General features: G+C 53.6%; 23 protein-coding genes. 8 read left to right on the top strand and 15 right to left on the bottom strand.

Going from position 1 to position 22,368, the window contains the following annotated elements; genetic code table 11:
- Nucleotides 1–154: 154 nt before the first annotated feature.
- From AC0LWM_RS26320 to AC0LWM_RS26310, 3 genes are all read right to left on the bottom strand, one after another.
- The gene (locus AC0LWM_RS26320) at nucleotides 155–1,684 is read right to left on the bottom strand and encodes an MDR family MFS transporter (protein ID WP_474677998.1); all 1,530 of its coding nucleotides are present in this window, start codon (nucleotides 1,682–1,684) and stop codon (nucleotides 155–157) included.
- 153 nt (nucleotides 1,685–1,837) lie between these two features.
- On the bottom strand, nucleotides 1,838–2,959 hold the full coding sequence (locus tag AC0LWM_RS26315) for a peptidylprolyl isomerase (protein WP_474677997.1): 1,122 nt from the start codon (nucleotides 2,957–2,959) through the stop codon (nucleotides 1,838–1,840).
- A gap of 109 nt (nucleotides 2,960–3,068) precedes the next feature.
- Nucleotides 3,069–3,578: a PadR family transcriptional regulator gene (locus AC0LWM_RS26310; RefSeq protein ID WP_474677996.1), complete on the bottom strand. Its 510-nt coding sequence runs from the start codon at nucleotides 3,576–3,578 to the stop codon at nucleotides 3,069–3,071.
- Nucleotides 3,579–3,724: 146 nt separating this feature from the next.
- Here AC0LWM_RS26310 and AC0LWM_RS26305 point away from each other — a divergent pair, with 146 nt between their 5' ends.
- Complete coding sequence (locus AC0LWM_RS26305; RefSeq protein ID WP_474677995.1) at nucleotides 3,725–4,120, top strand: hypothetical protein; 396 nt, start codon at nucleotides 3,725–3,727, stop codon at nucleotides 4,118–4,120.
- 123 nt (nucleotides 4,121–4,243) lie between these two features.
- On the opposite strand, the gene AC0LWM_RS26300 is transcribed toward AC0LWM_RS26305, so the two are convergent.
- From AC0LWM_RS26300 to AC0LWM_RS26290, 3 genes are all read right to left on the bottom strand, one after another.
- Complete coding sequence (locus AC0LWM_RS26300) at nucleotides 4,244–5,287, bottom strand: SIS domain-containing protein (RefSeq protein WP_474677994.1); 1,044 nt, start codon at nucleotides 5,285–5,287, stop codon at nucleotides 4,244–4,246.
- A 304-nt stretch (nucleotides 5,288–5,591) separates the two neighbouring features.
- Nucleotides 5,592–6,242 (bottom strand): hypothetical protein, encoded by a 651-nt coding sequence (locus AC0LWM_RS26295; protein WP_474677992.1) that lies wholly within the window; start codon nucleotides 6,240–6,242, stop codon nucleotides 5,592–5,594.
- 133 nt (nucleotides 6,243–6,375) lie between these two features.
- Nucleotides 6,376–6,795, bottom strand: coding sequence for a hypothetical protein (locus AC0LWM_RS26290; RefSeq protein WP_474677991.1), 420 nt, complete (start codon nucleotides 6,793–6,795; stop codon nucleotides 6,376–6,378).
- Nucleotides 6,796–7,002: 207 nt separating this feature from the next.
- On the opposite strand from AC0LWM_RS26290, the gene AC0LWM_RS26285 reads away from it, so the two are divergent.
- Together AC0LWM_RS26285 and AC0LWM_RS26280 are read left to right on the top strand one after the other, a co-directional pair.
- Entirely contained in the window at nucleotides 7,003–7,485 is a 483-nt protein-coding gene (locus AC0LWM_RS26285; protein WP_474677990.1) for a DnaJ family domain-containing protein, read from the top strand.
- A gap of 88 nt (nucleotides 7,486–7,573) precedes the next feature.
- Complete coding sequence (locus AC0LWM_RS26280) at nucleotides 7,574–7,912, top strand: L,D-transpeptidase (protein WP_474677989.1); 339 nt, start codon at nucleotides 7,574–7,576, stop codon at nucleotides 7,910–7,912.
- Between the two features lie 358 nt (nucleotides 7,913–8,270).
- Here AC0LWM_RS26280 and AC0LWM_RS26275 read toward each other — a convergent pair whose 3' ends face one another.
- Both AC0LWM_RS26275 and AC0LWM_RS26270 read right to left on the bottom strand, forming a co-directional pair.
- The gene (locus tag AC0LWM_RS26275; RefSeq protein WP_474677988.1) at nucleotides 8,271–8,813 is read right to left on the bottom strand and encodes a GyrI-like domain-containing protein; all 543 of its coding nucleotides are present in this window, start codon (nucleotides 8,811–8,813) and stop codon (nucleotides 8,271–8,273) included.
- 90 nt (nucleotides 8,814–8,903) lie between these two features.
- Nucleotides 8,904–9,395, bottom strand: a complete 492-nt coding sequence (locus AC0LWM_RS26270; RefSeq protein WP_474677987.1) for a GyrI-like domain-containing protein — start codon at nucleotides 9,393–9,395, stop codon at nucleotides 8,904–8,906.
- Nucleotides 9,396–9,636: 241 nt separating this feature from the next.
- Between AC0LWM_RS26270 and AC0LWM_RS26265 the strand changes: the two genes are divergently transcribed.
- Nucleotides 9,637–11,844: a sensor histidine kinase gene (locus AC0LWM_RS26265; protein ID WP_474677986.1), complete on the top strand. Its 2,208-nt coding sequence runs from the start codon at nucleotides 9,637–9,639 to the stop codon at nucleotides 11,842–11,844.
- A 10-nt stretch (nucleotides 11,845–11,854) separates the two neighbouring features.
- Entirely contained in the window at nucleotides 11,855–12,307 is a 453-nt protein-coding gene (locus AC0LWM_RS26260) for a GNAT family N-acetyltransferase (protein ID WP_474678039.1), read from the top strand.
- Between the two features lie 3 nt (nucleotides 12,308–12,310).
- Here the strand turns inward: AC0LWM_RS26260 and AC0LWM_RS26255 are convergent, their stop codons facing one another.
- The 4 genes from AC0LWM_RS26255 to AC0LWM_RS26240 all read right to left on the bottom strand — a co-directional run bounded on the left by AC0LWM_RS26255 (nucleotide 12,311) and on the right by AC0LWM_RS26240 (nucleotide 15,520).
- Nucleotides 12,311–13,015 (bottom strand): PIG-L family deacetylase, encoded by a 705-nt coding sequence (locus AC0LWM_RS26255; protein ID WP_474677985.1) that lies wholly within the window; start codon nucleotides 13,013–13,015, stop codon nucleotides 12,311–12,313.
- The gene (locus AC0LWM_RS26250; protein ID WP_474677984.1) at nucleotides 13,012–13,359 is read right to left on the bottom strand and encodes a DUF1806 family protein; all 348 of its coding nucleotides are present in this window, start codon (nucleotides 13,357–13,359) and stop codon (nucleotides 13,012–13,014) included. The genes AC0LWM_RS26255 and AC0LWM_RS26250 overlap by 4 nt, the downstream gene beginning before the upstream one ends.
- A 69-nt stretch (nucleotides 13,360–13,428) precedes the next feature.
- A complete protein-coding gene (locus AC0LWM_RS26245; protein ID WP_474677983.1) occupies nucleotides 13,429–14,520 on the bottom strand; it encodes a M24 family metallopeptidase in 1,092 nt (363 codons plus the stop codon).
- A gap of 118 nt (nucleotides 14,521–14,638) precedes the next feature.
- Complete coding sequence (locus tag AC0LWM_RS26240; protein ID WP_474677981.1) at nucleotides 14,639–15,520, bottom strand: LysR family transcriptional regulator; 882 nt, start codon at nucleotides 15,518–15,520, stop codon at nucleotides 14,639–14,641.
- 156 nt (nucleotides 15,521–15,676) lie between these two features.
- Between AC0LWM_RS26240 and AC0LWM_RS26235 the strand changes: the two genes are divergently transcribed.
- The 3 genes from AC0LWM_RS26235 to AC0LWM_RS26225 are packed head-to-tail and all read left to right on the top strand — an operon-like array spanning nucleotide 15,677 to nucleotide 18,585.
- Entirely contained in the window at nucleotides 15,677–17,074 is a 1,398-nt protein-coding gene (locus tag AC0LWM_RS26235; RefSeq protein ID WP_474677980.1) for an MFS transporter, read from the top strand.
- A gap of 14 nt (nucleotides 17,075–17,088) precedes the next feature.
- A complete protein-coding gene (locus AC0LWM_RS26230; RefSeq protein ID WP_474677979.1) occupies nucleotides 17,089–17,631 on the top strand; it encodes an NADPH-dependent FMN reductase in 543 nt (180 codons plus the stop codon).
- A gap of 39 nt (nucleotides 17,632–17,670) precedes the next feature.
- Entirely contained in the window at nucleotides 17,671–18,585 is a 915-nt protein-coding gene (locus AC0LWM_RS26225) for an NADP-dependent oxidoreductase (RefSeq protein WP_474677978.1), read from the top strand.
- A gap of 322 nt (nucleotides 18,586–18,907) precedes the next feature.
- Here the strand turns inward: AC0LWM_RS26225 and AC0LWM_RS26220 are convergent, their stop codons facing one another.
- The 3 genes from AC0LWM_RS26220 to AC0LWM_RS26210 are packed head-to-tail and all read right to left on the bottom strand — an operon-like array spanning nucleotide 18,908 to nucleotide 22,207.
- Nucleotides 18,908–20,011 carry a Gfo/Idh/MocA family protein gene (locus AC0LWM_RS26220; protein ID WP_474677977.1) on the bottom strand — a complete coding sequence of 368 codons (1,104 nt, stop codon included), beginning with the start codon at nucleotides 20,009–20,011 and terminating at the stop codon, nucleotides 18,908–18,910.
- 30 nt (nucleotides 20,012–20,041) lie between these two features.
- Nucleotides 20,042–20,872 (bottom strand): sugar phosphate isomerase/epimerase family protein, encoded by an 831-nt coding sequence (locus AC0LWM_RS26215; RefSeq protein WP_474677976.1) that lies wholly within the window; start codon nucleotides 20,870–20,872, stop codon nucleotides 20,042–20,044.
- A gap of 39 nt (nucleotides 20,873–20,911) precedes the next feature.
- A complete protein-coding gene (locus tag AC0LWM_RS26210; RefSeq protein WP_474677975.1) occupies nucleotides 20,912–22,207 on the bottom strand; it encodes an ABC transporter substrate-binding protein in 1,296 nt (431 codons plus the stop codon).
- Nucleotides 22,208–22,368: the final 161 nt, after the last annotated feature.

Genomic DNA, 22,368 nt, shown 5'->3' with positions numbered 1-22,368 from the left:
CCTTGCAGCAATGGTGTGGTACACATGCTTCCGAGTGCTCGCCGAGCAGCTCTGCGCACGATGACGCATGCAAATAACCGCCGTGCTGCGAGCACCGCGGTTATTCGTTCTTGGCTTTGTTTTACCTTCTTTATGCCATTCAACCTTATACGAATCAATGCCCTTGCGGCATCTGTGGACCTTTGCCCTTCGGGGTCAGCTGCACGCGCTCGTTGCCCATCATGAGAATCGATATGGCCGCGAGTATGGCCGGAATGACCGCCCACATGAACATTTGCGCAATTGAAGAAGACAGCGCATCCGTAATTTTGTCCAGTACTTCGGTAGGAATTTGCGCCCGGACGTTCGGATCGAGAATCGCCCGCGGGTCGTCGGCGACTTTGCCCTGCGCGCCTTGGGCGCCGGCGAACAGTTCCGCTAGCTTCGAGCTGAACAAATTGCGCTGCACGATGCCGAAGATCGTAACGCCAAGCGTCATGCCGAGCGAACGGGAGAACGAGTTCGTCGAGCTGGCCGAGCCGCGCTGCCGGATATCGAAGCCTTGAACGGCGGCCATCCCAAGCGTCGAAAACGAGAACCCTACGCCGAAGCCGGTGATGATCATGTAGAGCGTGACAATCCCGCGCGGCAGCCCGGGGTTCAGCGTACTGAGCAGAATCATGCCTGCAACGAAAAATACGCCGGACAGTATCATGATGTTGCGGAACGAGGTCTTGGTCGTCAGAAAGCCGCCCAATTGGCTGCCTACGACCGAACCGAGCATCATTGGGGTCAGAATGAGACCCGAGTTGGTCGCCGATCCGCCGTAAACCCCTTGAACATAAATCGGAATGTATACCGTACAGATGACGAACGTCGCCCCGTAGAAAAATCCGATCACATTGCTCATCGCAAACAAGCGGCGTCGGAACATGCTGTACGAGATGATCGGGTCGGACGCCACCTTCTCGACGAAAAGGAAAATAACGAACAAAACGACAAAAGCGGCGAACAAACCGATAATCTGCACCGAATCCCATGCATAGGTGCTGCCGCCGAGCTCCAAAGCGAACATCAGGCTGACAACCGCGCCGACAAGCGTGATCGCGCCCCACCAATCGATCTTCTGCTCGCGATGCTCTAGCGACTCTTTATACGAAACGAGAATGAACAGCAGCGAAAGGAGTCCGATCGGTAAATTGATGTAAAATACCCACCGCCAGTGAATATACTCGGTAATATAAGCGCCGAGCAGCGGCCCGAAAATGCTGGCTATGCCGAATACGGCGCCGAACAGCCCGGTCATCTTGCCTCTTTTTTCCGGAGGGAAAATATCGAAAATAATCGTGAACGCAATCGGCATGAGCGCGCCGCCGCCAATGCCTTGAATCGCGCGGTAGATGCTCAGCTGCACAATGCTGTTCGCCGTGCCGCAAAGCAGCGATCCGGCCAGAAATAAAATAAGTCCGAGCACATAAAACCGTTTCCGTCCGTACATGTCGGACAGCTTGCCGAAGATCGGCATGCCGGCCATCGTAGCGACCATATAGGCCGAGGTGACCCAAATGAATTGCTCGAAGCCGCCGAGCTCCGAGACGATGGTCCCCATCGCCGTGGCGACGATCGTGTTGTCCATCGCCGACATGAGGATGCCTAGCAGCAGGGCAAATACAACGAAGCCGATGTTGCTTTGTTTGCTGATCATAGACTCACTCCTTCGCTACTTGCATACGATCCCGGTAATAATCGAACTCAAATTATACAAATTATTATAATCATTTTGGATTATATTGAAAAGAAACGAAAAAAGCACATTCCCTCAGGAATGTGCTTAGTATTGACCAAAAATAGGCGGGTATTACGCCTTTGCCGGCGTTTTTAAGAAGTTTTCGATTTTGGCATCGGTTTTTGCTTTCGCGAGCCATTCGCTTGCTTTTTGGTTTGCCTCGTTGCTCTTCAGCAATTTTGCGATTTCGGCTTTTTTCTCGTCGAAGGTTGGGTTGACTGCCGGCTTTTTGTCGGTCAGCTTGATGATATGGTAGCCGTATTGCGTTTTCACCGGCTCGCTCAATTCGCCGACTTTCATTTTCCACACCGCTTCGTCGAATTCTTTCACCATTTGGCCTTCCGAGAAGAAGCCGAGGTCTCCGCCTTTGTCCTTGGTCGCATCTTCGTTCTTCTCTTTGGCAATAGCCGCGAAGTCGCCGCCGTTCTTGAGCTGCTTCAGGATCGCATCCGCTTCTTCTTTTGTTTTCACAAGAATGTGCGAGGCGCGAACTTGCTCCGGCGTGGAGAAGCTGGCTTTGTTTTCGTCGTAATATTTCTTAACGTCTTCGTCCTTGACCGTAACTTGTGGTTCGAAAATTTTGCGCGATTTCAGGTTTTGCTTGATCGATTTCTTCAAATCGTCCAGCGTCATGCCGTATTGCTGCAGCGTGCTATTGAATTCATCCTCGGAAGGAAACTGCTTCTTCACTTCCGCCAATTCCGCGTCCACGTCCGCGTCCGTGACGGTCGTGTTCGTTTTGGCCGCTTCCATGTCAACCAATTTATCGGAAATGAGCTGATCCAGCGCCGCTTGCCCGGATTGTCCGCCTTGCGCTTCCACCATGAAGTTGTACAAATCTTGCTGCGTGATCGTTTCGCCGTTTACCTTCGCTACGGCTTGAGATGCACCGCCGGTGGATGGTTTCACTAACACGAATATAAGCGCGGCTACCGCCGCCGCAGTGATGATCCACGGCCAAACGCTATGCTTGGCTTTCGACTGTTCTGCCGCAGGCTCATTCTCGCGCACAGGCTGAGACGCCTCATCTTGCTCGTCATCGCTTTCTTCAAAAAACTCGTTGTCCGGCTCTTGTTCTTGGCCACGGTCTTTTTTCGATTCCGTGGATGCCGTCAGTTCGTTATGCTCCGCGTTGTTTTCGATCGTTTCTTCGTTCTGCTCGCGCAGCTCGTCCGACTGCTTCTTATCTGTCATTGTATTATCCCCCATCATGGATTTGATTGTGTACTTGGTCGTGACACTTGTCCTAACACAATATATCAGACTTTCCCGATCCTTACCTTAAAGGAAGATAAAAATCCATTTATTTCATTCGTTCAATTACGGAAGCTAGCCATTCACGCTCTGCGCTCAGGATGACCCGGTGATGTTCCATCGCAAGATCAACGCCGATGCCGTGCCCGTGCTGCTGAGCCGACGGATGGTCGGCAATTTGCTTGTCCAACTGCGAAACCCGTTCCGCAAGAAACTCGCGAAGCTCTTGCTTCTCGAGGTGATCGACGAACATCAGGCCTACATCGAGGGCAAATGTCACCCGATCCGGTTGAGACAAATTATCGCGAAGCAGCTCCTTGAATTTCAGCCTGCCTTCCTCCGTAATGGAGTACACCTTGCGAGGCGGGCGATTCCCTTCCTGCTCGCTTGACATATGCACGAACCCTTCCGCGCTCAGCTTGTCGAGCAGCGAATAAGCGGTCGATTTTTTCATATTCGTAATGCGTCCCAAATTTTTCTCCAGAAAAACGTTCATCTGATATCCGTGAAGGCTTTGGGACATCAGCATGCCGAGCAGAAGCAAACTGCGTTCGTCCATGTTCGTAGGCTACCTCCCGTCCTGCTTTGCTAGTGTCATTATAGTCAAAATTGACGAGTTCGGTCAAACGACGTATAATTCATTTCGAATAGTCGATTTCGACTAATCATAAATAATGATATACGGCCTGAATGGAGGAATGTACGATGTCTCACTACAGCAAATGGTTCATTCGCATTTCCGCGCTTTATGCGCTGCTCGGCGCTTTCCTTGGCTCGCACATGGCAGGTTCGAAAGATTATTCGATGCTCCCCGGGCACTCGCACATTTTGGTCGTCGGCTGGCTGTCGTTGTTCGCCTATGGCATTTTTTATTATGTTTTTCCGACGCCGTCGATGCGTAAAATCGCCGCCGTTCAAGCTTGGACCGGTATGATCGGCGGAGCGCTCATGCCCGTCTGCTTCCTCGCTTATTCGAAGTACGAAAACGGACTGACGACGGGTGCGTTTATCGGCTCGGCTTCGGTGCTGCTGGTCGCCTTTATTTTGTTTGCCGTTATGGTCTTCTTCGATAAGAAGCTGTTCGCGCCGAAAGCACGCTGACGGTTGCGGTTGTGCGTTCGGTCTGGGACCAAGTCATAACCCTCATAAGGCAAAAAAACAGGGGACACCGCAAAGAATGCGGTTCCCCTGTCTTGTTATGGTAGATCGGCGGTTTGTGCGCGATTACAGCTTCACCCAGGCCGTAAGTCCTTCCGGCTGGTCCGGATCGATACCTTGGCGCTCTGCGCTGCTTAGGGCAACGATTTGCGGGATGAAAATAAACGGAATGCCTTGCGCCGCAACATCCAGCTCGCTATCGGAAACGATCAGCAGATCGACGTCGCCCTCCGCTACGATGCCGGCACGGTCGGCGAAAGCGATCACTTTCGCGCCGCGCGCACGGATATCTTGCATCAGCTTGCTCTGGTGGCTTGCTCCGTCAGCCGTAAGCACGGCAACGACAAGCGTATCCTTGTTTACCGTAACCATCGGACCGTGTCGTACGTCAAGCAGATGATGCGAGTGCGCTTGCGTCTTCGCGATTTCCGTCAGCGCGATGGCGCCTTCCGCGGCAAGGCCTTGCAGCTCGCCGTCCGCGAGCATCACGGCGTTGCTCCATTCGAAGTTCGCCGTTTCGCGAATGGCGGCCTCTACGCGTGCCATGTAAGCTTCGCCTTGCGAGATCGCCTTGGCGATATCCCCGATCAGCTTCTCGTCGTTGCCGATGAATGCGGCGATCAGCAGGTTGGCGACGTACAAGTTCGTCACCGTTCTCGTCTGGCATACGCTATGGTCGAACGCCCACGGCAGCTCCAGCGACAAGTCGGCTTTGACCGACAGCGGCGAACCGGTTACGCAGGACAGCGCGAGCACCGGGATTTGCTGCTTCTCTTGAATGAGGCGAATCGCCTCGACGACTTCGCTCGTGCTTCCGGAACGGGACGGCGCCACGAGCACCGCATTGTTCAGCAGCGGACGGTAACGCTCCACATTCAGCATCAAGTCGCCTCCGGCAAGCGACACGGCCGGCTGGCCCGCACGCAAACGGATGGAGAATGCCGCCGACTCGCTCAAGCAATAGCTGGAGCCGCATCCCGCAAAAATAACCGACGCCCCGCTCCGGGCGCGGAAAAATTCCACGATCTCTTGCCTCTTGGACAGCATATAGTCATAAGTTTGCTGAAGCGCGGCATACTGTTGTTTCACTTCGCTATAAGTCAAGCTCATTTCAATCTAGCCTCCTCGTAAGATTACATTCGCTCGTTGCGATAGTTCACGTCTTATCTTTCGATGTACTTATTGAAATTATAATTCATTTTTTTGATCGAATCAATCATTTCTTCTGATTGAAATCATCATTTTATTGTGGAATAACAACCTATAATAGAAACACTTTAATGGAACATGTTTTGTCTAGCCATAATTAAAATAAAGGAGCGTACCAAGAGGTAAGCTCCTTTATTTTGGTATCCGTATTGCATTTTGCGGGGATGTCAAAATGCCCTGCCACGGCAAGAACGGTTCCGTCTGTTTAATTTAACTTTTCTAAGGATTTCAACACCTTTACTAATTGTTCTGGAGTGGACTTGCCAGTTATTATGTACCATGTCTTCCCGTTATCATATGACCAACCGGCATCTGAACGAACACCTTCTTTAGAATCAAAAGCTGTGAACTGTCCTTTTTCAGCACCATTAACAGGACTTCTGCCTTTTGGTAAGGCTGCCATAACACGTTTTACGATATTAATTGCATCGTTGGTGTTATCGGCCCAAACTAAATATTCCCACCCGTGATCTTTCCATATGAACGCTGTTTTGTCGGTAAAATAGTCAACCCGATATCCATTAAATCTAATGCGTCCTTCGGACTTCTCAAACATTTCGTATGTTGAGAATGGCTGTTTTCGGTAACTAGGCAATGTTCCAGCTGACATTGTTATTACTTTAAAAGCAAGCATTGTTGGTTTCCCATTACGTACTCTCTGCCGCGATAACTGAAATACATAGTGATCTCGACTTACTTCAAGTTTACTTACAAATAAATGACCTAATTTTCGAGTGAAATCAGACGATGCTACCTTTGTTGGGACATAAACAGGTAGTTCAGCTTCTTTTAAATGAGTAATATATGGATCCTCCCATTTAAAGGGTTCAACATCTTCATCATTAGTAGAGATCACAGCAGCCTGGGCGGCTAAAGAACTTGTAAAAAGAAAAAAACAACTAACGAAAATATTTTTTTGTATTTCAAGTATCTCCCCACCTTATTTAGAGGTTTTCTTCCTGCCAACCTTGAGTACGTAGCGACTGTGCTTATTTTCGAGTCATTTGCTTGTATTCAACTAATTCAATTTTGGGTTTCGATAAAGAGTTTTTAACTTCTTGATTTCTGTAAAGGGAATCATAGTTTAGAGTAATTTGGTCAAGACTCCACTGTTGTTCGCCCACTCCAAATACCTTAATCATTATTCTTGCTTGATAAGTCCATTTATCGGGGCTTATTAGGCGTTTTATTTCTACGATTTTAGAATCGGCCCAATGCACATGAGAACCGTACTTATCTTGAACGAATTTATTTAACTCAGGATATATGGTGTCTAAAAAAATATCTTCAGTTGTTGCATATGTCGTTTTGTAAATCTTATTTTCTTTTGGTTCAGCCTGAGTATGTACTTGAATTGTTAAAGACATGCCGAGAATGGCAATGAGTAATAGATATCTAAGTTTTTTCAATTGAAGTCACCTCACCGGTATAATTTCCTTCGAACATCTCTTCTATTCTTCCCTCGAACCATGGTGACCACCGTAATGACATCGCGTCCAGGAACTGATTTCGTACAGATATGCTCATTGTCAAAATATTCACACTTCCGTAACAACATGTTCATTGCATTTTCCGTATACTGGAATTGAAATCTATTTCCTACCCGAGGTGAAGCTATGTTGTTTCGCAAAAGCCATGAAAACCGCGCGTCCAAGCCTACGCAGAAGCCAAGCTCCCCGCCCCCGATGCAAGGCCTCTCCGAAGAAGTGATCCACGATCCATCGGCACCGGTCACATTTGAGGATCTTATGGTGTCATGGGCAGATGAGGCAGTCCGTGAGTTTGCCGACCGGGGCGGATTCAACGACCTCCCAGGCAAAGGAAAGCCGCTGGATATTCCGTCCGGCGACCCGCTGCAAAGCATTTTGAAAAACGCGAACTTCGTCCCCCCATGGCTCGAGCTTCAGCATAAGATTCGCGACCGGATCGGGCAATTAATCGAAGTCGCAGACGTTGCTTCGGGCACAGAGTTCGATCTGGACCTCGCCGAAATCAATGAAATGATCTATAAATACAATCAGAAGGTTCCCCTGCCGATGATGCAGAAGATGAAGATTACAAGGGAAACGATGCTCCACCAATACCCTAAGTGGATCTAAAATCGCAGCGCCATTCTAATCGAAATTAGGCGGGTGACCCGCTCCTTCCGCTTCTGTGCACATACAATATGGAAGGGGAGGGATACGCATGCCTGCATACCGGATCATCGTCGATGTTTCCGATCGGAAGCTACATCTTCTGGATGGAGACACCGTTGTTCATACGTATCCTGTCGGAATCGGCAAAATGTTAACGCCTACGCCGACAGGCGATTATACGATCGTCACGAAAGCGCCGAACCCCGGCGGTCCGTTCGGTGCCTATTGGCTTGGATTGTCCAAGCCGCATTACGGCATTCACGGCACGAACAATCCTTCGTCGATCGGGCATTTCGTTTCGCATGGCTGCATTCGGATGTACAATCAGGATGTCAAGCAACTAGCCGCGCTAGTGCCGATCGGTACCTGGGTGAAGATTAGGCCGTGACGGCAGTGATCCATAAGTATAAAAATACCCTCCCCTATTGCCTGTAAGGCTTCAAGGGAGGGAGTCGATCAGGATGCATCCATTAACTCGCCAATTTAAAAATAAATGCGAATGTGCTTTTATTTTTAATTAGAAATAGCTATTGGAGAGATATACCTGCGAATGTGCATTTATTTCACACCAAAATTGGCCTGCACGGAATTTTTAAGTAAATAGATGTATTTTTGCATTAAAGATTTAGTCCGAGGGGTAATCTGAAGAAATACATGTACAATTGCAGTTATATGCTTGTAAATTAAAAGACCAGCCATTACGACGTAAATCATATTGGCTGGTCTCCTCTGTTCTTGGCGACGATTCAAAGTGACCGCTTCGCGACGGGCTGACGGAGGATCGTCTTCATCTTCTCCGTCGCCGCTTTGCGCGGGTCGCTTAAGTATATTTCGTGATGCTTGCCGGTTAATGCATACCCGTTGCTTTCAGCAAACGCGTACACCCGCGCAAGCGTTGCGGGCTCATCGGCATAAGTCCCGATATGCAGCGTTTGGATGCACAGCCCTTCGGCGAATGTCTCCAGTCGAACGCCGGACAGCAGTGGAGCCTCCCCTTTCCCTTTGGCGATCAGCCCTTCGCGAACCTGCTCCAATACTTCCGTGGTCACCTTGTCCGGCTGCATCACCATGATCGTCCACTGCCAGTTTTCCCGATCCTGCAGGTCGTACGGACGGTCGTCCTTCATGGACCACAGCCCTTCCAGCGGCATGACCGTATAATCGAGCGAGAACAAGCCGCGCTTCATCGCAAACTTGACGCCGTAAGACAGCTGGAACAGCGCTTCGGTTGCTTGCCGAAACGGAATCAAATTCGGATTGCCTACCCCGTCGATGCACAAAAACTTCATCTCCGGCACTTAGACCAGCGTTACTTCCTTGGCCGACGGCGCGTACAACATTTTCAACGTCTTCTTATAATCTGTCTTGGACATTCAGCCTCACCCCTTTAGCCCAATGTAAATATCCACTTGCGCATCCTCAGGATTTGCGCAGCGCTCGTCGTACACCTCGAAATCGCATGCAAATGCACGCTGTTTTTCCGGATGGGCAGCCGACCACGCCCAAATCGTCTGCCATGCCGCTATGACGACTTCGACCATAGGCCCACGAGACGACGTAAATACAGCGTACGTTCCTGCAGGAACTTGGACTGCAGTCATGCCTTGCGGGACGGATCCGCTGCCCGCCACCTCTGCACCGACAACCACCGAATATTCTCCCTCAACGCCGTTCGCATAACGGGTATACAAACCAAGCGTAACCGTCGGGTTCACCCGATCGGGAATTTTCGCGCCTTCGTTATGTTCGTAATACCGCTGCCATAACGCTCCGATGCTACCTTGACCGCTCATTTCCAGCGCATTCGTCGTTCTTGTTTCGATGCCGATGACCGACATCGCCGGTTTTGTTATGATGACAGGTTCTTTCATGGATGCTCCACCTTTCTGATCTTCCCCTATGCAGATGCGATTTCTTGCAAATCCGATTGCAAATCTGCTTGCAAATCCACTATACCGAACCAATGTTGACAACCGTATGGCAACTTTCCTCGCCGCTTCGAAAAAAATATTTTGAATGTATGCTGCAACGCATCTATAGTATTTTCAGAGACGGGTTGTTACTATAAATGCTAGAAGCTTAAACTCTAATCTACCTTGAGGAAAATAAGCCATGAAACCTATCGCACCGCCCGTCGCTCCGTACCGTTTCTTACCCGTTATTGCTTTCGCCGTCATCATGCTGATCGTTTCCCTATCGCCAAGCCGCACCGCTTTCGCCGAAGGAGCTCCCTCCATAGGCTCGAAGCCGGTTGCCGCACATGGCGAAATCGACTTGTCCCAATGGGATTTCGACCGGGACGGCATCGCCTCGCTGGACGGGCAATGGGAGTTTTATTGGCAGCAGCTACTGACGCCCGGCGATTTAGCCCAACAAGACAAGTCGATGAAAAATACCAAGATATCCGCCGGCGCCCCAGCCTATTATCCGGTCCCGCAAGTATGGAAGGCGGACGAGCGGCTCGGAACGCAGTCGCCGAGTCATTACGGTTATGCTACATATAGGCTGCATATCCGCTTGAAGGAGCCGCTCGCCAAATCGAACCTGTCGCTATACATTCCCGGCGCCGCGACCGCATACAATTTGTGGATTAACGGAGAGCTCGCTGCGCAGGTCGGAACGGTCGGAACGTCGCTTGCCTCGATGGTGCCCAAGTTCATTCCGACAGCGACGACGTTCCGCCCGCAGACGGCCGAGCTTACGCTCGTCATCCAAGTGTCCAATTATGTGCAGCGCAAAGGCGGCTTATGGGACGAAGTGCATCTCGGCACGCAGAAGGACGTCGAACGCCGGTTGTACGGCAAGCTGGTCCGGGAGCTGCTCGTTACGGGCGTTCTCGGCGCCATGGGCATGTACCATCTGTTCCTGTACTTCATGCGGCGAAAGGAACCGTCCACCCTGTGGTTCGGCGGCATCTGCCTCATGATGGTCGCGCGCGGCATCGTCACCGGCCAAGTCGTGCTCGTCTCGGTAATCCCAGGCTTCCCCTGGGAAATCGCGGTCAAGATGGAGTACCTGTCGATCATCGGAGCGCTGCAGTTCCTCGTCCTGTTCGTACGTTCGCAGTTCCCGAATGAAATGAGACGCGGATTCGTCCGCATCTCGCTCGCACTGCTCATGCCCTTTGCCTTGTTCGTGCTGGCAACGCCCGCCCGGATCTATACGGAGACGCTAGTCGTCCTCAATGTGCTGATCGTCGTCATCTTCATGTATTCGATTGCGGTATTTACGATCGCCACGCTGAAGAAGCGCCAAGGCTCGCTTACGAATTTCATCGGGCTCATGATTTTCTTCGCCGCGTCGGTGAATGAAATTTTGTATTTCGCCCACATCGTGTACACCGGCAGTTGGCTGACGTTCGGCTTGGTCGGCTTCCTGTTCACGCAATCGATCAATCTGGCTTCCGTCTACTCCAAGTCGTTCCAGCGAGTAGAGCGCTTGTCCGAAGAGCTGGCCGAGAGCAATGCGTCTCTCGAGGTGAAAGTGGCGGAACGGACGCGCCATCTGGAAGAGGCCAAACGGGAGCTCGAAACCGCCAACGGCGAATTATCCCGCATGGAAGAGTCGCGGCGCCGGCTCATGTCCGACATTTCGCACGAAATGGGCACCCCGCTCACGACGATCCGCGGTTATATTAAAGCGATGATCGACGGGCTCGTGGAGAAAGGCGACCCGAAATATTTGCAGCTCATTTTCGAAAAATCGGGGCTTATGGACCGAATGATCGGCGACCTATACGAGTTGTCCAAGCTGGAGGCGCGCCAAATCGAGTTCAAATTCCGGCTGATGCCGGTGGAGCCGCTCATACGCTCCATGTTCGACAAGTTCCAGTTGGAGATGCGGCAGAAGGGCATCCATTACGAGCTGCTGCCTATCCGCGAACCGGCCGATCTTAAGACGCCTCACGTTCTTGTCGATTCGAACCGGATCGAGCAAGTATACGGCAACTTGATCATGAACGCCTTGAAATTTACGCCGGAGGGCGGAAGGGTCCGGGTAGAGTGCGAATGGAGCGAGGAGCGGCCGGCTTATGTTAAAATCAAAGTCACCGATACCGGCGGCGGCATCGACGAGGTGGAATTTCCGACGCTTTTCAACCGGTTCTACAAAGGAAAAAGCTCGCAGCAAGCCAAGGCGAAAGGTCTCGGCTTAGGCCTTGCGATCGCCAAAGAAATCGTCGCCGCGCATAACGGCGATATCGGGGTGCGCAGCAAGCTGGGCGGCGGAAGCACTTTTTATTTCACGCTGCCGATTCGGAACGGCCAGGAAGAACAAGCAGAACAAGAAGAGGAGCTGTTATCGCATGAAGCAGGAGCATAAAACGATCACGATACGCAGGGTCCAGGCGGAAACGGCCGATTTGGAGCAAGCAGCCGTATTGTTCAATGATTACCGGATGTTTTATGAGCAGGCCTCCAATATCGAAGGGGCTCGGAAGTTTATCGAAGAACGGGTGAGAACCGGGGAATCGGTTATATTTCTCGCGGTGATCGAAGATGCCAAGGGAGAGAAGGCAATCGGCTTTACCCAGCTGTATCCTTCGTTTTCCTCGATTTCGATGAAGCGGTTATGGATTTTGAACGATCTGTTCGTGGCGGAGTCAGCCCGCGGCCAAGGAGCCGGAAGACGGCTTCTGGAAGCCGCCCGCCGGCACGCATTGGAAACGAACGCGAAAGGGCTTGCGCTGTCGACCGCAACGACCAACACGACCGCGCAAGCATTATACGAATCGTTCGGGTTCGTGCGGGACGAGCATTTTTATCATTATGATTTGATTTTCTAGCCGTTAGAGCAAATCGTCCGGGCGGCGGCGAGGGCTGCTGTCGCCCTGGATAAAATATTCAGCGGTGCCGAACGAGCGAATCGCCTCGGCCACCGGCTTCCAAATCCAGCGGTCGATCTCCGTCTGGCAGCGATGCGCCCGGTAAGCTAGCAGCTTCTCCGTCAGCGACTCGCTAATGTCGATCTTCGTAATTTGCTTCGGCGTGTAACCGTAAGGCTCCGGATTTTTCATCGTTTCGCCGTAAGAAATAAAGTACAGATGCTTCAGTCCCTCGTTCCCCCGGCTCCGGGCCTCGTTAAAAGCGGCGGTTGTCGCCTTTCCGATCGCGCAGTGATCGGGATGTCCTCCGTACAGCTCATGAAACGTAAGCACGATATCCGGCTTCACTTCTTCGATCATGCCGATGATCCGTTCCTTCAAGGAGCGGAAGTCCTCGAACTCGACCGTTTTGTCCAAAATATCGAAAAACTCCAGCCGCTTCACGCCCAAGATTCGGCATGCCTCGCGCAGCTCCCGCTCCCGCGTACTCGGCATCGATTCCCGCGTCACGAACGGCGGATTGCCGACACGGCGGCCCATTTCGCCGCGCGTTGCGCTGACGAGCGTAATGTCCGCGCCAAGCTTGGCGTATTTCGCCAGCGTCCCGCCGCAAATAAACGTTTCGTCGTCGGGATGGGCGAATACGGCTAATATTTTGGGTCCGTTCACGCCTCCGCCCCCCTTTCGAAGTCAAAAGGCGCATCGCTGAGCTGCAGCGCCGTCGTAATCCGTCCACGGTCGTCGTGTCCGGCGAGCAGCAGCGCGCCGTCGGCGGCTCTCGTCATATGCGTGATGCCTTCCACGCGAACCCAGCCTCCGTGCTGCAGCCTCAGCGCGACCCGGTACGGGCCTTCGCCTGCGGCGTACGTTTGAACGACGTCCGCGTACACGTTGCGCAGGAACGCGCCCGGATTCACCTCGGCATAGATGTAAATTTGCCGGCCTTCGTATGATCGAAGCGCCTGCTGCAAATCTTCCTTGTTCACTAACTGCATCGGTTGCGGCGATGACATGGTCGTTCCAGCTCCTCTCCTATATCCTTCCCTCGCAAACCGGCCGAAGCCGGCCCGCGTCTTCCCAACTTACTCCCCGATGACCGTCAATTCCTTCGGAAACGAAGTCAGCACTTCGACGCCGCTCGCCGTAACGAGCACATCGTCCTCAATGCGCACCCCGGCGACGCCCGGAATATAGATGCCAGGCTCGATCGTAATGACCATGCCTTCGCGGAGCAGCTCTTGGTTGCTCCCGTGGACCGACGGGTACTCGTGGATGTCGAGGCCGAGCCCGTGGCCGAGCCGATGCATGAAGTACTGGCCGTACCCTTGGCTTTCGATGTAGTCGCGCGCCGTACGGTCCAGGTCGGCCAGCACGACGCCGGGCGCTACGGCCGCAATGCCTCGCTTGTTCGCCCCGAGTACCGCCTCGTACACGGCCTTCTGCTTGTCGCCGACTTCGCCTACGGCGAATGTACGCGTAATATCCGAAGCGTAGCCGTCTGCGAATACGCCGATGTCGAACAGCAGCAGCTCACCGTGCTGCACCTGGCGCGCACCCGGCGAACCATGCGGCTTGGCGGCGTTGTCACCGGCAAGCACCATCGAATCGAACGACGGTCCTTCGGCGCCCAGCTTCTTCATTTGGTACTCCGCCTCGGCGACCAGCTCGATCTCCGTTACGCCCGGCTTCACCTTGGCGACAACGGTATGCAGCACGTCCTCGATGATGCGCACCGCGCGCTTGATCGTCACGATCTCGTCCGCTGACTTGACGAGACGCATCTCGCGCAGCGGCTCCTCCAGATCGACGAACCGCTCCGCGTCGATGACCGCTTGCAGCGCCTCGTAACGCTGCACCGTCAGGTGGCTTTTCTCCACGCCGATGTGCTTCACGCTCGCGCCGAGGTGCCCCCGAAGCACTTGGTACGGGTCTTCCGTATCCTTGTGCGTATAAATTCGCTTCACACTGGAAGCCGCACCGGCCGCTTCCGCATCCAGTACGGGCACGAGCAGGAACGGCTCTTCGCCGCGCCGCAGCACCAAGCCGAGAAACCGTTCATGCGGGTCGGACATGAAGCCGGTCAAATAATAAACGTGCTTCGGCAGCGTAATGAGCGCTGCATCAAGCGCGTGCTTCTCCATATAGTCATACAGCTGATCTATGCGATTTTGCATCCGTTTCACCCTTTTTATCGAAGATATCTCCCATTATACACGAAATGTTCGCCGCATTCGTAGCTTGATGCTCACCCTCTCGTGAGTTAACGGCAGTGTGGACAGCGCCGCATTCCATTCAGCCCGCTTCCGCCGATTCCGCAAAATACCCGATGAGAAAGTCTCGGAACTTGCGTGCCGCCAAGCTTAGATACCGTTTTTCATGCCAGACGATTTGAAAATTCCGCTGGCAAACAGGAGATTCAATATGCAGCAAATTCATCGTGGAGTTCGGACCGCCGCAGTTTCCGACAAGCGCAACGCCCAGCCCGGCTCGGACAAGACTTGCAATGGCGGCAGGCTCGTCGACCCGGCAGACGAAGCTTGGCGTGAACCCGGCTTCCTGAAAAAATCTATCGTTCATCTGCTGAAAAGGAAACCCTTCCTTGTAGCCGATAAACGGATCCTCCGCCAGCTCGCTCAAGCGGACGCTCTTTCGGCCGGCAAACCGATGTCCGCTTGGGACCGCCAAATAGACATCTTCCTTCAGGACGGACGCCGCACTGATATCAGGCCGGTCGATCGGCAGCGCGGTAAAACAGATGTCGACCTCGCCGGCTTCCACCAAATGTGTCATTTCTTCCATCGAAGCTTGCGTGATCCGAAAATTGACCTCCGGATGCAGCGCAACAAATTCACCCAGCGCGTCCGATAAGCGATCCAATGTCGATGTCGCGAGGTGAATGCTCCCTTGCTCGAGTCCCGCCAGCTCGGACACCTCTTTTTTCCCCTCGTCCAGCAGGGTGAGCGCCTTCTCGACTTTATCCAGAAACGCCTTGCCGAACGCATTCAGCCGAATCCGCCCTCCGTGCCGGTCGAATAACGGAACACCCACGTCCTCCTCCAGTCTCGAAATCGTCTTGCTCAGCGCCGGTTGCGCGATACACAGCTCCTGAGCAGCCTTCGTCATATGCTCCATTCGGGCCACCGTTCGAAAATACCGCAGCTGAAGCAGCTCCATCCACACCCCTCCTCATCATATACTCAAGTATATATATCCTATGGTATAAGATATATTTTTGTTTATTTACTTGTGATTGTAAAATAAAGCCTGTAAGGAAAACAATACGCTTCTCGCAAAAAAATTCGCAAAGGGCAGAAAGGAGAATACGCCGTTATGGAAACTGCCGTTCAGCAGCAAACCGGCGAAAAATTGATTCGGATTCTTGCGTTCACGCTAGTGATCTCCGTCATGAGCGCAACGATGTTCAATATCGTATTGCCCGAAATCGCCGCCGATTTCAATCTCTCTTTATCGCAGGTCAGTTGGGTTTCGTCCGCTTTTTTGCTAATCTACGCGATCGGAACGGTAACCTACGGGAAGCTGGCCGATACGTATCGGCTCAAAAGCTTGCTTACCTTCGGTCTTGTCTTCTTCGCGCTTGGCTCAATGATCGGCTTAGTTGCCCAGACGTACGGCATGGTGCTTCTAGGCCGAATTTTGCAAGCCGTAGGCGCAGCGGTCATCCCCGCCACGGCCGGCATCATCCCGGTCCGGTATTTCCCGCCGGAAAGCCGCGGACGCGCGCTCGGCATCTCGATGACCGGACTTGCGATCGGCAGCGCCATCGGCCCGGTCGTCGCCGCTCTGCTCGTGAGCGTCGTCCATTGGCGCTGGCTGTTCTGCATGCCGCTGTTCACCCTGCTTGCGCTGCCTTATTACCGCAAATATTTGAATGACGCGCCGGCACATCCCGGCCGAATCGACTGGCTCGGAGGCGGGCTTCTTGCGGGAACTGTCGCTTTGCTGCTGCTCGCGATCACGAATACGACATGGACGTCCGCCGCCGGATGCTTGCTCTTGTTCGTCCTGTTCTTGACGAGAATTCGCTTTGCGCCGGATCCGTTCATTAGGCCCGGCTTGTTCCGAAGCAAAGGGTATTCGCTTGGGCTGACGATTGCATTCCTGGCGACCGGAATCGGGTATTCGCTTAATTTTCTCAGTCCGCAGCTGCTGACCCATGTCAATGGGCTGGCACCGGGACTGGTAGGCTTCGCGTTGGTTCCGGCCGCGGCCACGACGGCGATATTGGGGCGCAAAGGCGGCAAGCTTGCGGACAGCAAGGGCAATTCGTTTCTTTTCTACATGGCATCTGCACTGTTACTCACATGTTTCGTGTTATTGTCATCCTTCGCGGGCATGTCGCCGGTGCTCATCGCAATCATCCTGATCTTTGGCAATGTGGGGCAATCGTTTCTACTCATCGCATTGTCCAATGCGGTTTCCCGTTCGCTGCCGAAAGAACAAACAGGCGTGGGCATGGGGCTGCTGGCGATGCTGAACTTTATTTCCGGTGCCATCGCCGCAGGCGTTTACGGCAAAGCCGTCGACCAAGGCGCAAGCTTTCCTTGGAATCCGGTGAACTCGCATCCGGCAGCTTTCGTTTACAGCAATATTTATTTGGTTTTAGCGGCTCTGCATGCGGGCATTTTGTTGTTCTATTATGTACAGTTCGGCAGAGCTAGGCAAACCGTTCAACAAGAAGTTGGAATGAAGCAAACAAACATGAATTGATGGGAGGATTACGAATGAGACAATTAAATATCGGCATTATTTTAGGAAGCACGCGTCAAGGACGGGTAAGTCCGCAAGTAGGAAGTTGGGTAAAAGAAATTGCCGATCGACGTAGGGATGCGAGTTATGAAATCGTAGATATCGCGGAATATAAATTGCCTTTTTTCGGTGAAGGTACAGGCCAAGAGCCGGGATTAATCGCTTGGTCCGAGAAGCTTTCCAGCTTGGACGGATTCGTGTTCGTTGTCCAGGAATACAATCACAGCATTACAGGCGCATTAAAAAATGCACTGGATTCGGCACGCGACGAATGGAACAACAAGGCAGCCGGTATCGTCAGCTATGGTTCAACGGGCGGAGCCCGAGCAGCGGAACATCTCCGCGGAATCTTGGGGGAATTGCTCGTAGCGGACGTTCGCGCACATCCGACTTTGTCGATTTTTACCGATTTTGAAAACTTCAAAACGTTTAAACCGGCCGAATTGCACGTTGATAAAATCAATGCAATGTTAGATCAACTTATCGCATGGAGCGGCGCATTAAAAACTTTGCGATAACCGCCGTTACAATTATGGGTAAACAGGGAGGATTGCACAATGAGAGCAGCAGCATTTGCTTCGATCGGCGGACCGGAGGTCATGCAGGTCATGACGTTTCCTGTTCCGCAGGCCGGTCCGGGTCAAGTCAGAGTCCGAGTGAAAACGGCCGGGGTACAGCATTACGATTGCGCCGTACGGAGTGGCTGGACTCCACAAGGCGTCACGATCCGGCTCCCGCAAATTCCGGGCAACGAGTTCGCGGGAGTTGTCGACCAGGTGGGTGAAGGCGTAACTGGCTTCGATGTCGGCAGTGAGGTGCTCGGCTTCGCGATGCTGAACTGTTACGCCGAATATGTGGTCGTCGGCGCCGACCAAGTCGTGAGCAAACCTGCCAGCATGACGTGGGAAGAGGCGGGCGGCTTGACCGGCAACGGCCAAGGCGCGTATATCGCCATGCAAGCGATCGGCGTCGGACCGGGCGATACGGTGCTGATCCACGGCGCGGCCGGATCGCTCGGCGCCTTCGCGGTGCAGCTCGCGAAGGAGTGGGGAGCCGCGACCGTGATCGGCACCGCCAGCGAGAGCAACCACGACTACTTGCGCTCGCTGGGGGCGATTCCGGTTACGTACGGGGAGGGGCTCGTCGAGCGGGTGAGGGCGCTCGCGCCAAACGGCGTCGACGCCGCATTCGACACCGCCGGAGCGGAAGCGGTGCGGGCCTCGGTCGAATTGGTGCAGGACCGAAACCGCATCTGCACGTTCGTCGCTTACGACCTTGTCGAGGAGCTCGGCCTCCGCGTCATCCGCAGCCAGCGCTCCGCCGCCCGGCTGGCGGAACTCGTCGATCTGCACAGCAAGGGTAAGCTGCGCATCCATATCCGGCAGACGTTCCCGCTGGAACAGGTCGCCGAGGCGCACCGGCTAATCGAAACGAGGCACGGCCGCGGGAAGATCGTGCTGACGGTCGGTTAGGCAGGGATAGTTCGTGTGATGGGTTGGTGATGGGAACTTGTGAATGGTGCAGAACCTGCAAATGTGCATCTTTTTTCCTCATTTATGTAGCCATTTTTTCATAGCAAAGTTATCCGTTTTGGACGGAACAGTTGTCCCGCAGCTTCCGTTCCATTGCGCAAAGGCAACCATTGCAGCCCGGATATACCGTTTCGGCAAATACCGTCCACGCGAGGAGCACCGAAAACGGTATCCGAAAGAAGAAAGCAGGATCTCCGCCGCAACCGTACGGCGGGAACCCTGCCTTCATCGTTCATAACCTAATCATACCGGCGAATCCAGCCTAGCCATCGAGCCCGTTCCGCGGCAAATCGGTCGGCAGCGCCGCCGGCTGCTTGCACACGCTTTCGACAGCGTAATGCATACCCCGCTCCGACGACAGATGGAAGCCGTGCATCAGCTCCAGCACATGGTAGGCCATGGCGCCGTTCGCGCGGTGCTCCCTTCCGTTCCGGATGGCGTACGCCATGTCCATGAGCCCCAGTCCACGGCTGTTCCCCGTGAAGCCATGCGTCAGCGGCATTTCCATAAATTCCGTTTGATTGTGCCGCTTCACGTACACCGGGCCGCCGAACGTGTTCGGATCGGGAACGACAAGCGTGCCCTTGGAGCCGTAAATCTCCATATTCGGCAGCTTCGAGCCCCACACGTCCACGCTCGTGATGATCGTGCCGACGGCGCCGTTCTCGAAGTCGAGCGTGCCGGCGATGTGGGTCGGCACTTCGACCGGAATTTTTTTGCCATAATCAATGTCGTTCGTAATCGTCCGTTCTGCGTACGTCCTTTGGGCCGAACCCGATACGCGTCGTACCGGGCCGATCAAGTTGACCAGCGCGGTCAGATAATACGGCCCCATGTCAAACATCGGCCCTGCGCCGACCTGGTACAGGAAGCCCGGGTTCGGGTGCCAGCTCTCCGGCCCCGAGCCCATCATGAACGCGGTTGCGGCGATCGGCTTGCCGATCCAACCATCGTCGATCAGCTTGCGGCACGTCTGGATGCCGCCCCCGAGGAACGTGTCCGGCGCGGAGCCGACGAGCAAGCCCTTCTCCTTGGCCAGCGCAAGAATGCGTTGCCCGTCCTCCATCGTCACCGCGAGTGGTTTTTCCCCGTACGTATGCTTGCCCGCTTCCAGCGCCCGCAGATGAATTTCCGCGTGAGCATGCGGAATCGTCAAGTTCACGACGATTTCGATATCCGGGTCGGCCAGCAGCTCATCCACCGTGTATGCCTTCGGCACGCCGTATTTTTCCGCGCTCGCTTTAGCCCGGTCGAAATCCAAATCGGCGCACGCAACGATATCGAGAATGTCGAACTTGCTCCCCGCCTCGAAATAAATCGAGCTAATGTTCCCGCAGCCGATAATGCCTACTTTTACTTTTTTCATGGGAAAAATCTCTCCTCTCCATACAAACAATCAAGCTCCAAACAGCTTCGAAAAATTCCGGTAGCTGATCTCGACGCTCTCCAACTGGTTGCGGGACGTCAAATCCTGTTCGACGAAAATATATTTCGCCGCCCCGATTTCCCGCGCCGTATCGAGAATGCCTGCAATATCCAGCGTACCTTCGCCTACCTCCGCGAATTGATCCGCCTGATGCAGCGTCAGGAACCGTTCGAACGAAATGTCCGAATCCTCGCCGAGCACCTTCAGCAGATTGACCGGATCCGCGCCGGCCGGCAAGTCTTTCTGATGAATGAGATCGCAGCGGTCACCCAGCTTCTTCAAGTAAGCGATCGGATCGACGCCGCCCCGCACGGCCCAATACGTGTCGAACTCGACTTTGACGAGTTCTTTGTCGGTATTTTCCAAAATGATGTCCAGAACGTACTGGCCGTCGAACTTCTGAAACTCTTGAAAATGGTTATGGTAGTAGAAGTCCAATCCGCCTTTTTTGTACGCTTCGCCGTGACGGTTCAGCAATTCGCAGCATTCCAGCACTTCGCGCTTGTTCTTGAAGAAGGCGATGCCGAGCGCGATGGACGTGCTGCCGAGTTCCTTGTTGTACGCGATGATTTCCTCGTAGCGTTCCAGCGGTTGAATGTGGCTCGATACGACTTTCATGCCGAGCGCGTCCAATCTTTTTCGAAGCTCGGTGGCGCTTGGGTTCAAACCCTCGTCCGCGTTGTGAATGGCGATCTCCAAGTTGCGATAGCCGATCGCAGCTAACTTCTCCAGCGTCCCCCAATAATCCTTCTGCAGTTCGTCTCGTACGGAATAAAGTTGCAGTCCAAATTGTAAGCTCATCGTTTGTACCTCCTATTTTCCCATGAATGGATTTGGATATTATCTCTTCTTCATCTTGTCCCATGCCGCCTGGAATTCGCCGAGCATGGCGTCGGCGTCGATTTTGCCGGCGATATATTTCTGCATCGATGCGCCGAACTCCGGTGCCGCACCGTCCGGGTATTTCGCCCAGTGCCAGCCGAGCACCTTTCCTTCTTGAATATATTTCAGCACTTCCGCGCCGATGCTACCGAGATCCGCCGGGTCCGTCTTGATGTTCGTGAACGCCGGAATGAACTTGAATTCCTTGGTCAAATATTTTTGTCCGGTTTCGGAGGAGACGAGCCAGTTCAAAAATTCCTTCGCTTCCTTCTTCACCGGGGAGTCCTTGTAGATGACCCAGTTGTTGGACGGTCCGACGAACAGCTTGTCGTTTAATGCCGGGTCGTCGTTGATCGGCATCGGCAGCAGTCCGACGTTCATGCCCGGATTCAGCTTGTCCAGCACCGGCTGGAGCCAGTTGCCGCTTTGATTCATCGCGCCTTTGCCGGTCGCGAACAAGGTGGACGCCGTGTTATAGTCTGTCGTCAGGGCGTTTTTGTTGCCGTATTTGATCACAACGTCGAACAGATGGGTCCAATCTTTGAAAACCGCGTTGCCGGTTATTTTCGCCGAGCCGTCGTTTAAGCCTTTAATGAACGCGTTCGGATCGGGCTGCTTGGCAAAAGCGTTGTTCAGATTGTGGAAGGCCATGCCGAACCACGTATCGAACGTATTGACGAACGGCTGGATGCCGGACGCTTCAAGCTTCTTGGCAACCGCCTCGAGCTCCGTCAGCGTTTTCGGCAGCTCGGTAATGCCCGCTTTCGCGAACAAGTCCTTGTTGTACAGGAAGCCGAGCCCTTCGAGGCCGACCGGCATGCCGTACACTTTGCCGTCTCTTGTCGTCGGTTCTTTCGCGATGGCGATTTCGTCCTTCACCCACGGCTGGTCGGACAAATCTTCGAGATATTCGATCCACGCGTCCATTTGGTTATAGCCTTCGTTGTTGAAAATATCCGGCATTTCCCCCGAAGCGAACCGCGCTTTCAACTGCGTGTTGTAATCGTCGCCGCCCAGGAGCGTGTCAACTTGGAGCTTGATGCCGGGATGCGTTTTTTCGTATTCGTCCTTCAGCTTGTTGAATTGCTCGGCGACCTCGACCTTGAAGTTCATGATCTTGATCGTCACTTCTTTACCGGCCGGCTGCTCTCCGCTTTGTGCCGCACCGCTCCCCGTCTCTTCCTTGCCGCCGCAGCCCGCGAGTAAGGAGCCTGCCAGCGCGACCGCGCCGATCGTCGTTAGCCACTTTTTCATCCTGCCTTTCCTCCCCTGTATGTTATGTTGGTTACAAGCCCATTGTAGTTCAGCGATCGTTCGCTTCGACACTCATCGCATTGACTGTTTAGGTGGACAAATTTGCTCTGGGGTTGACGGCCAAGTCAGCCCTCCCATCCATTGTATCCGGTTGCTTCGGA

Source organism: Paenibacillus sp. sgz302148 (assembly GCF_056120465.1).
This window is presented reverse-complemented; position numbering and strand designations above follow the sequence as displayed.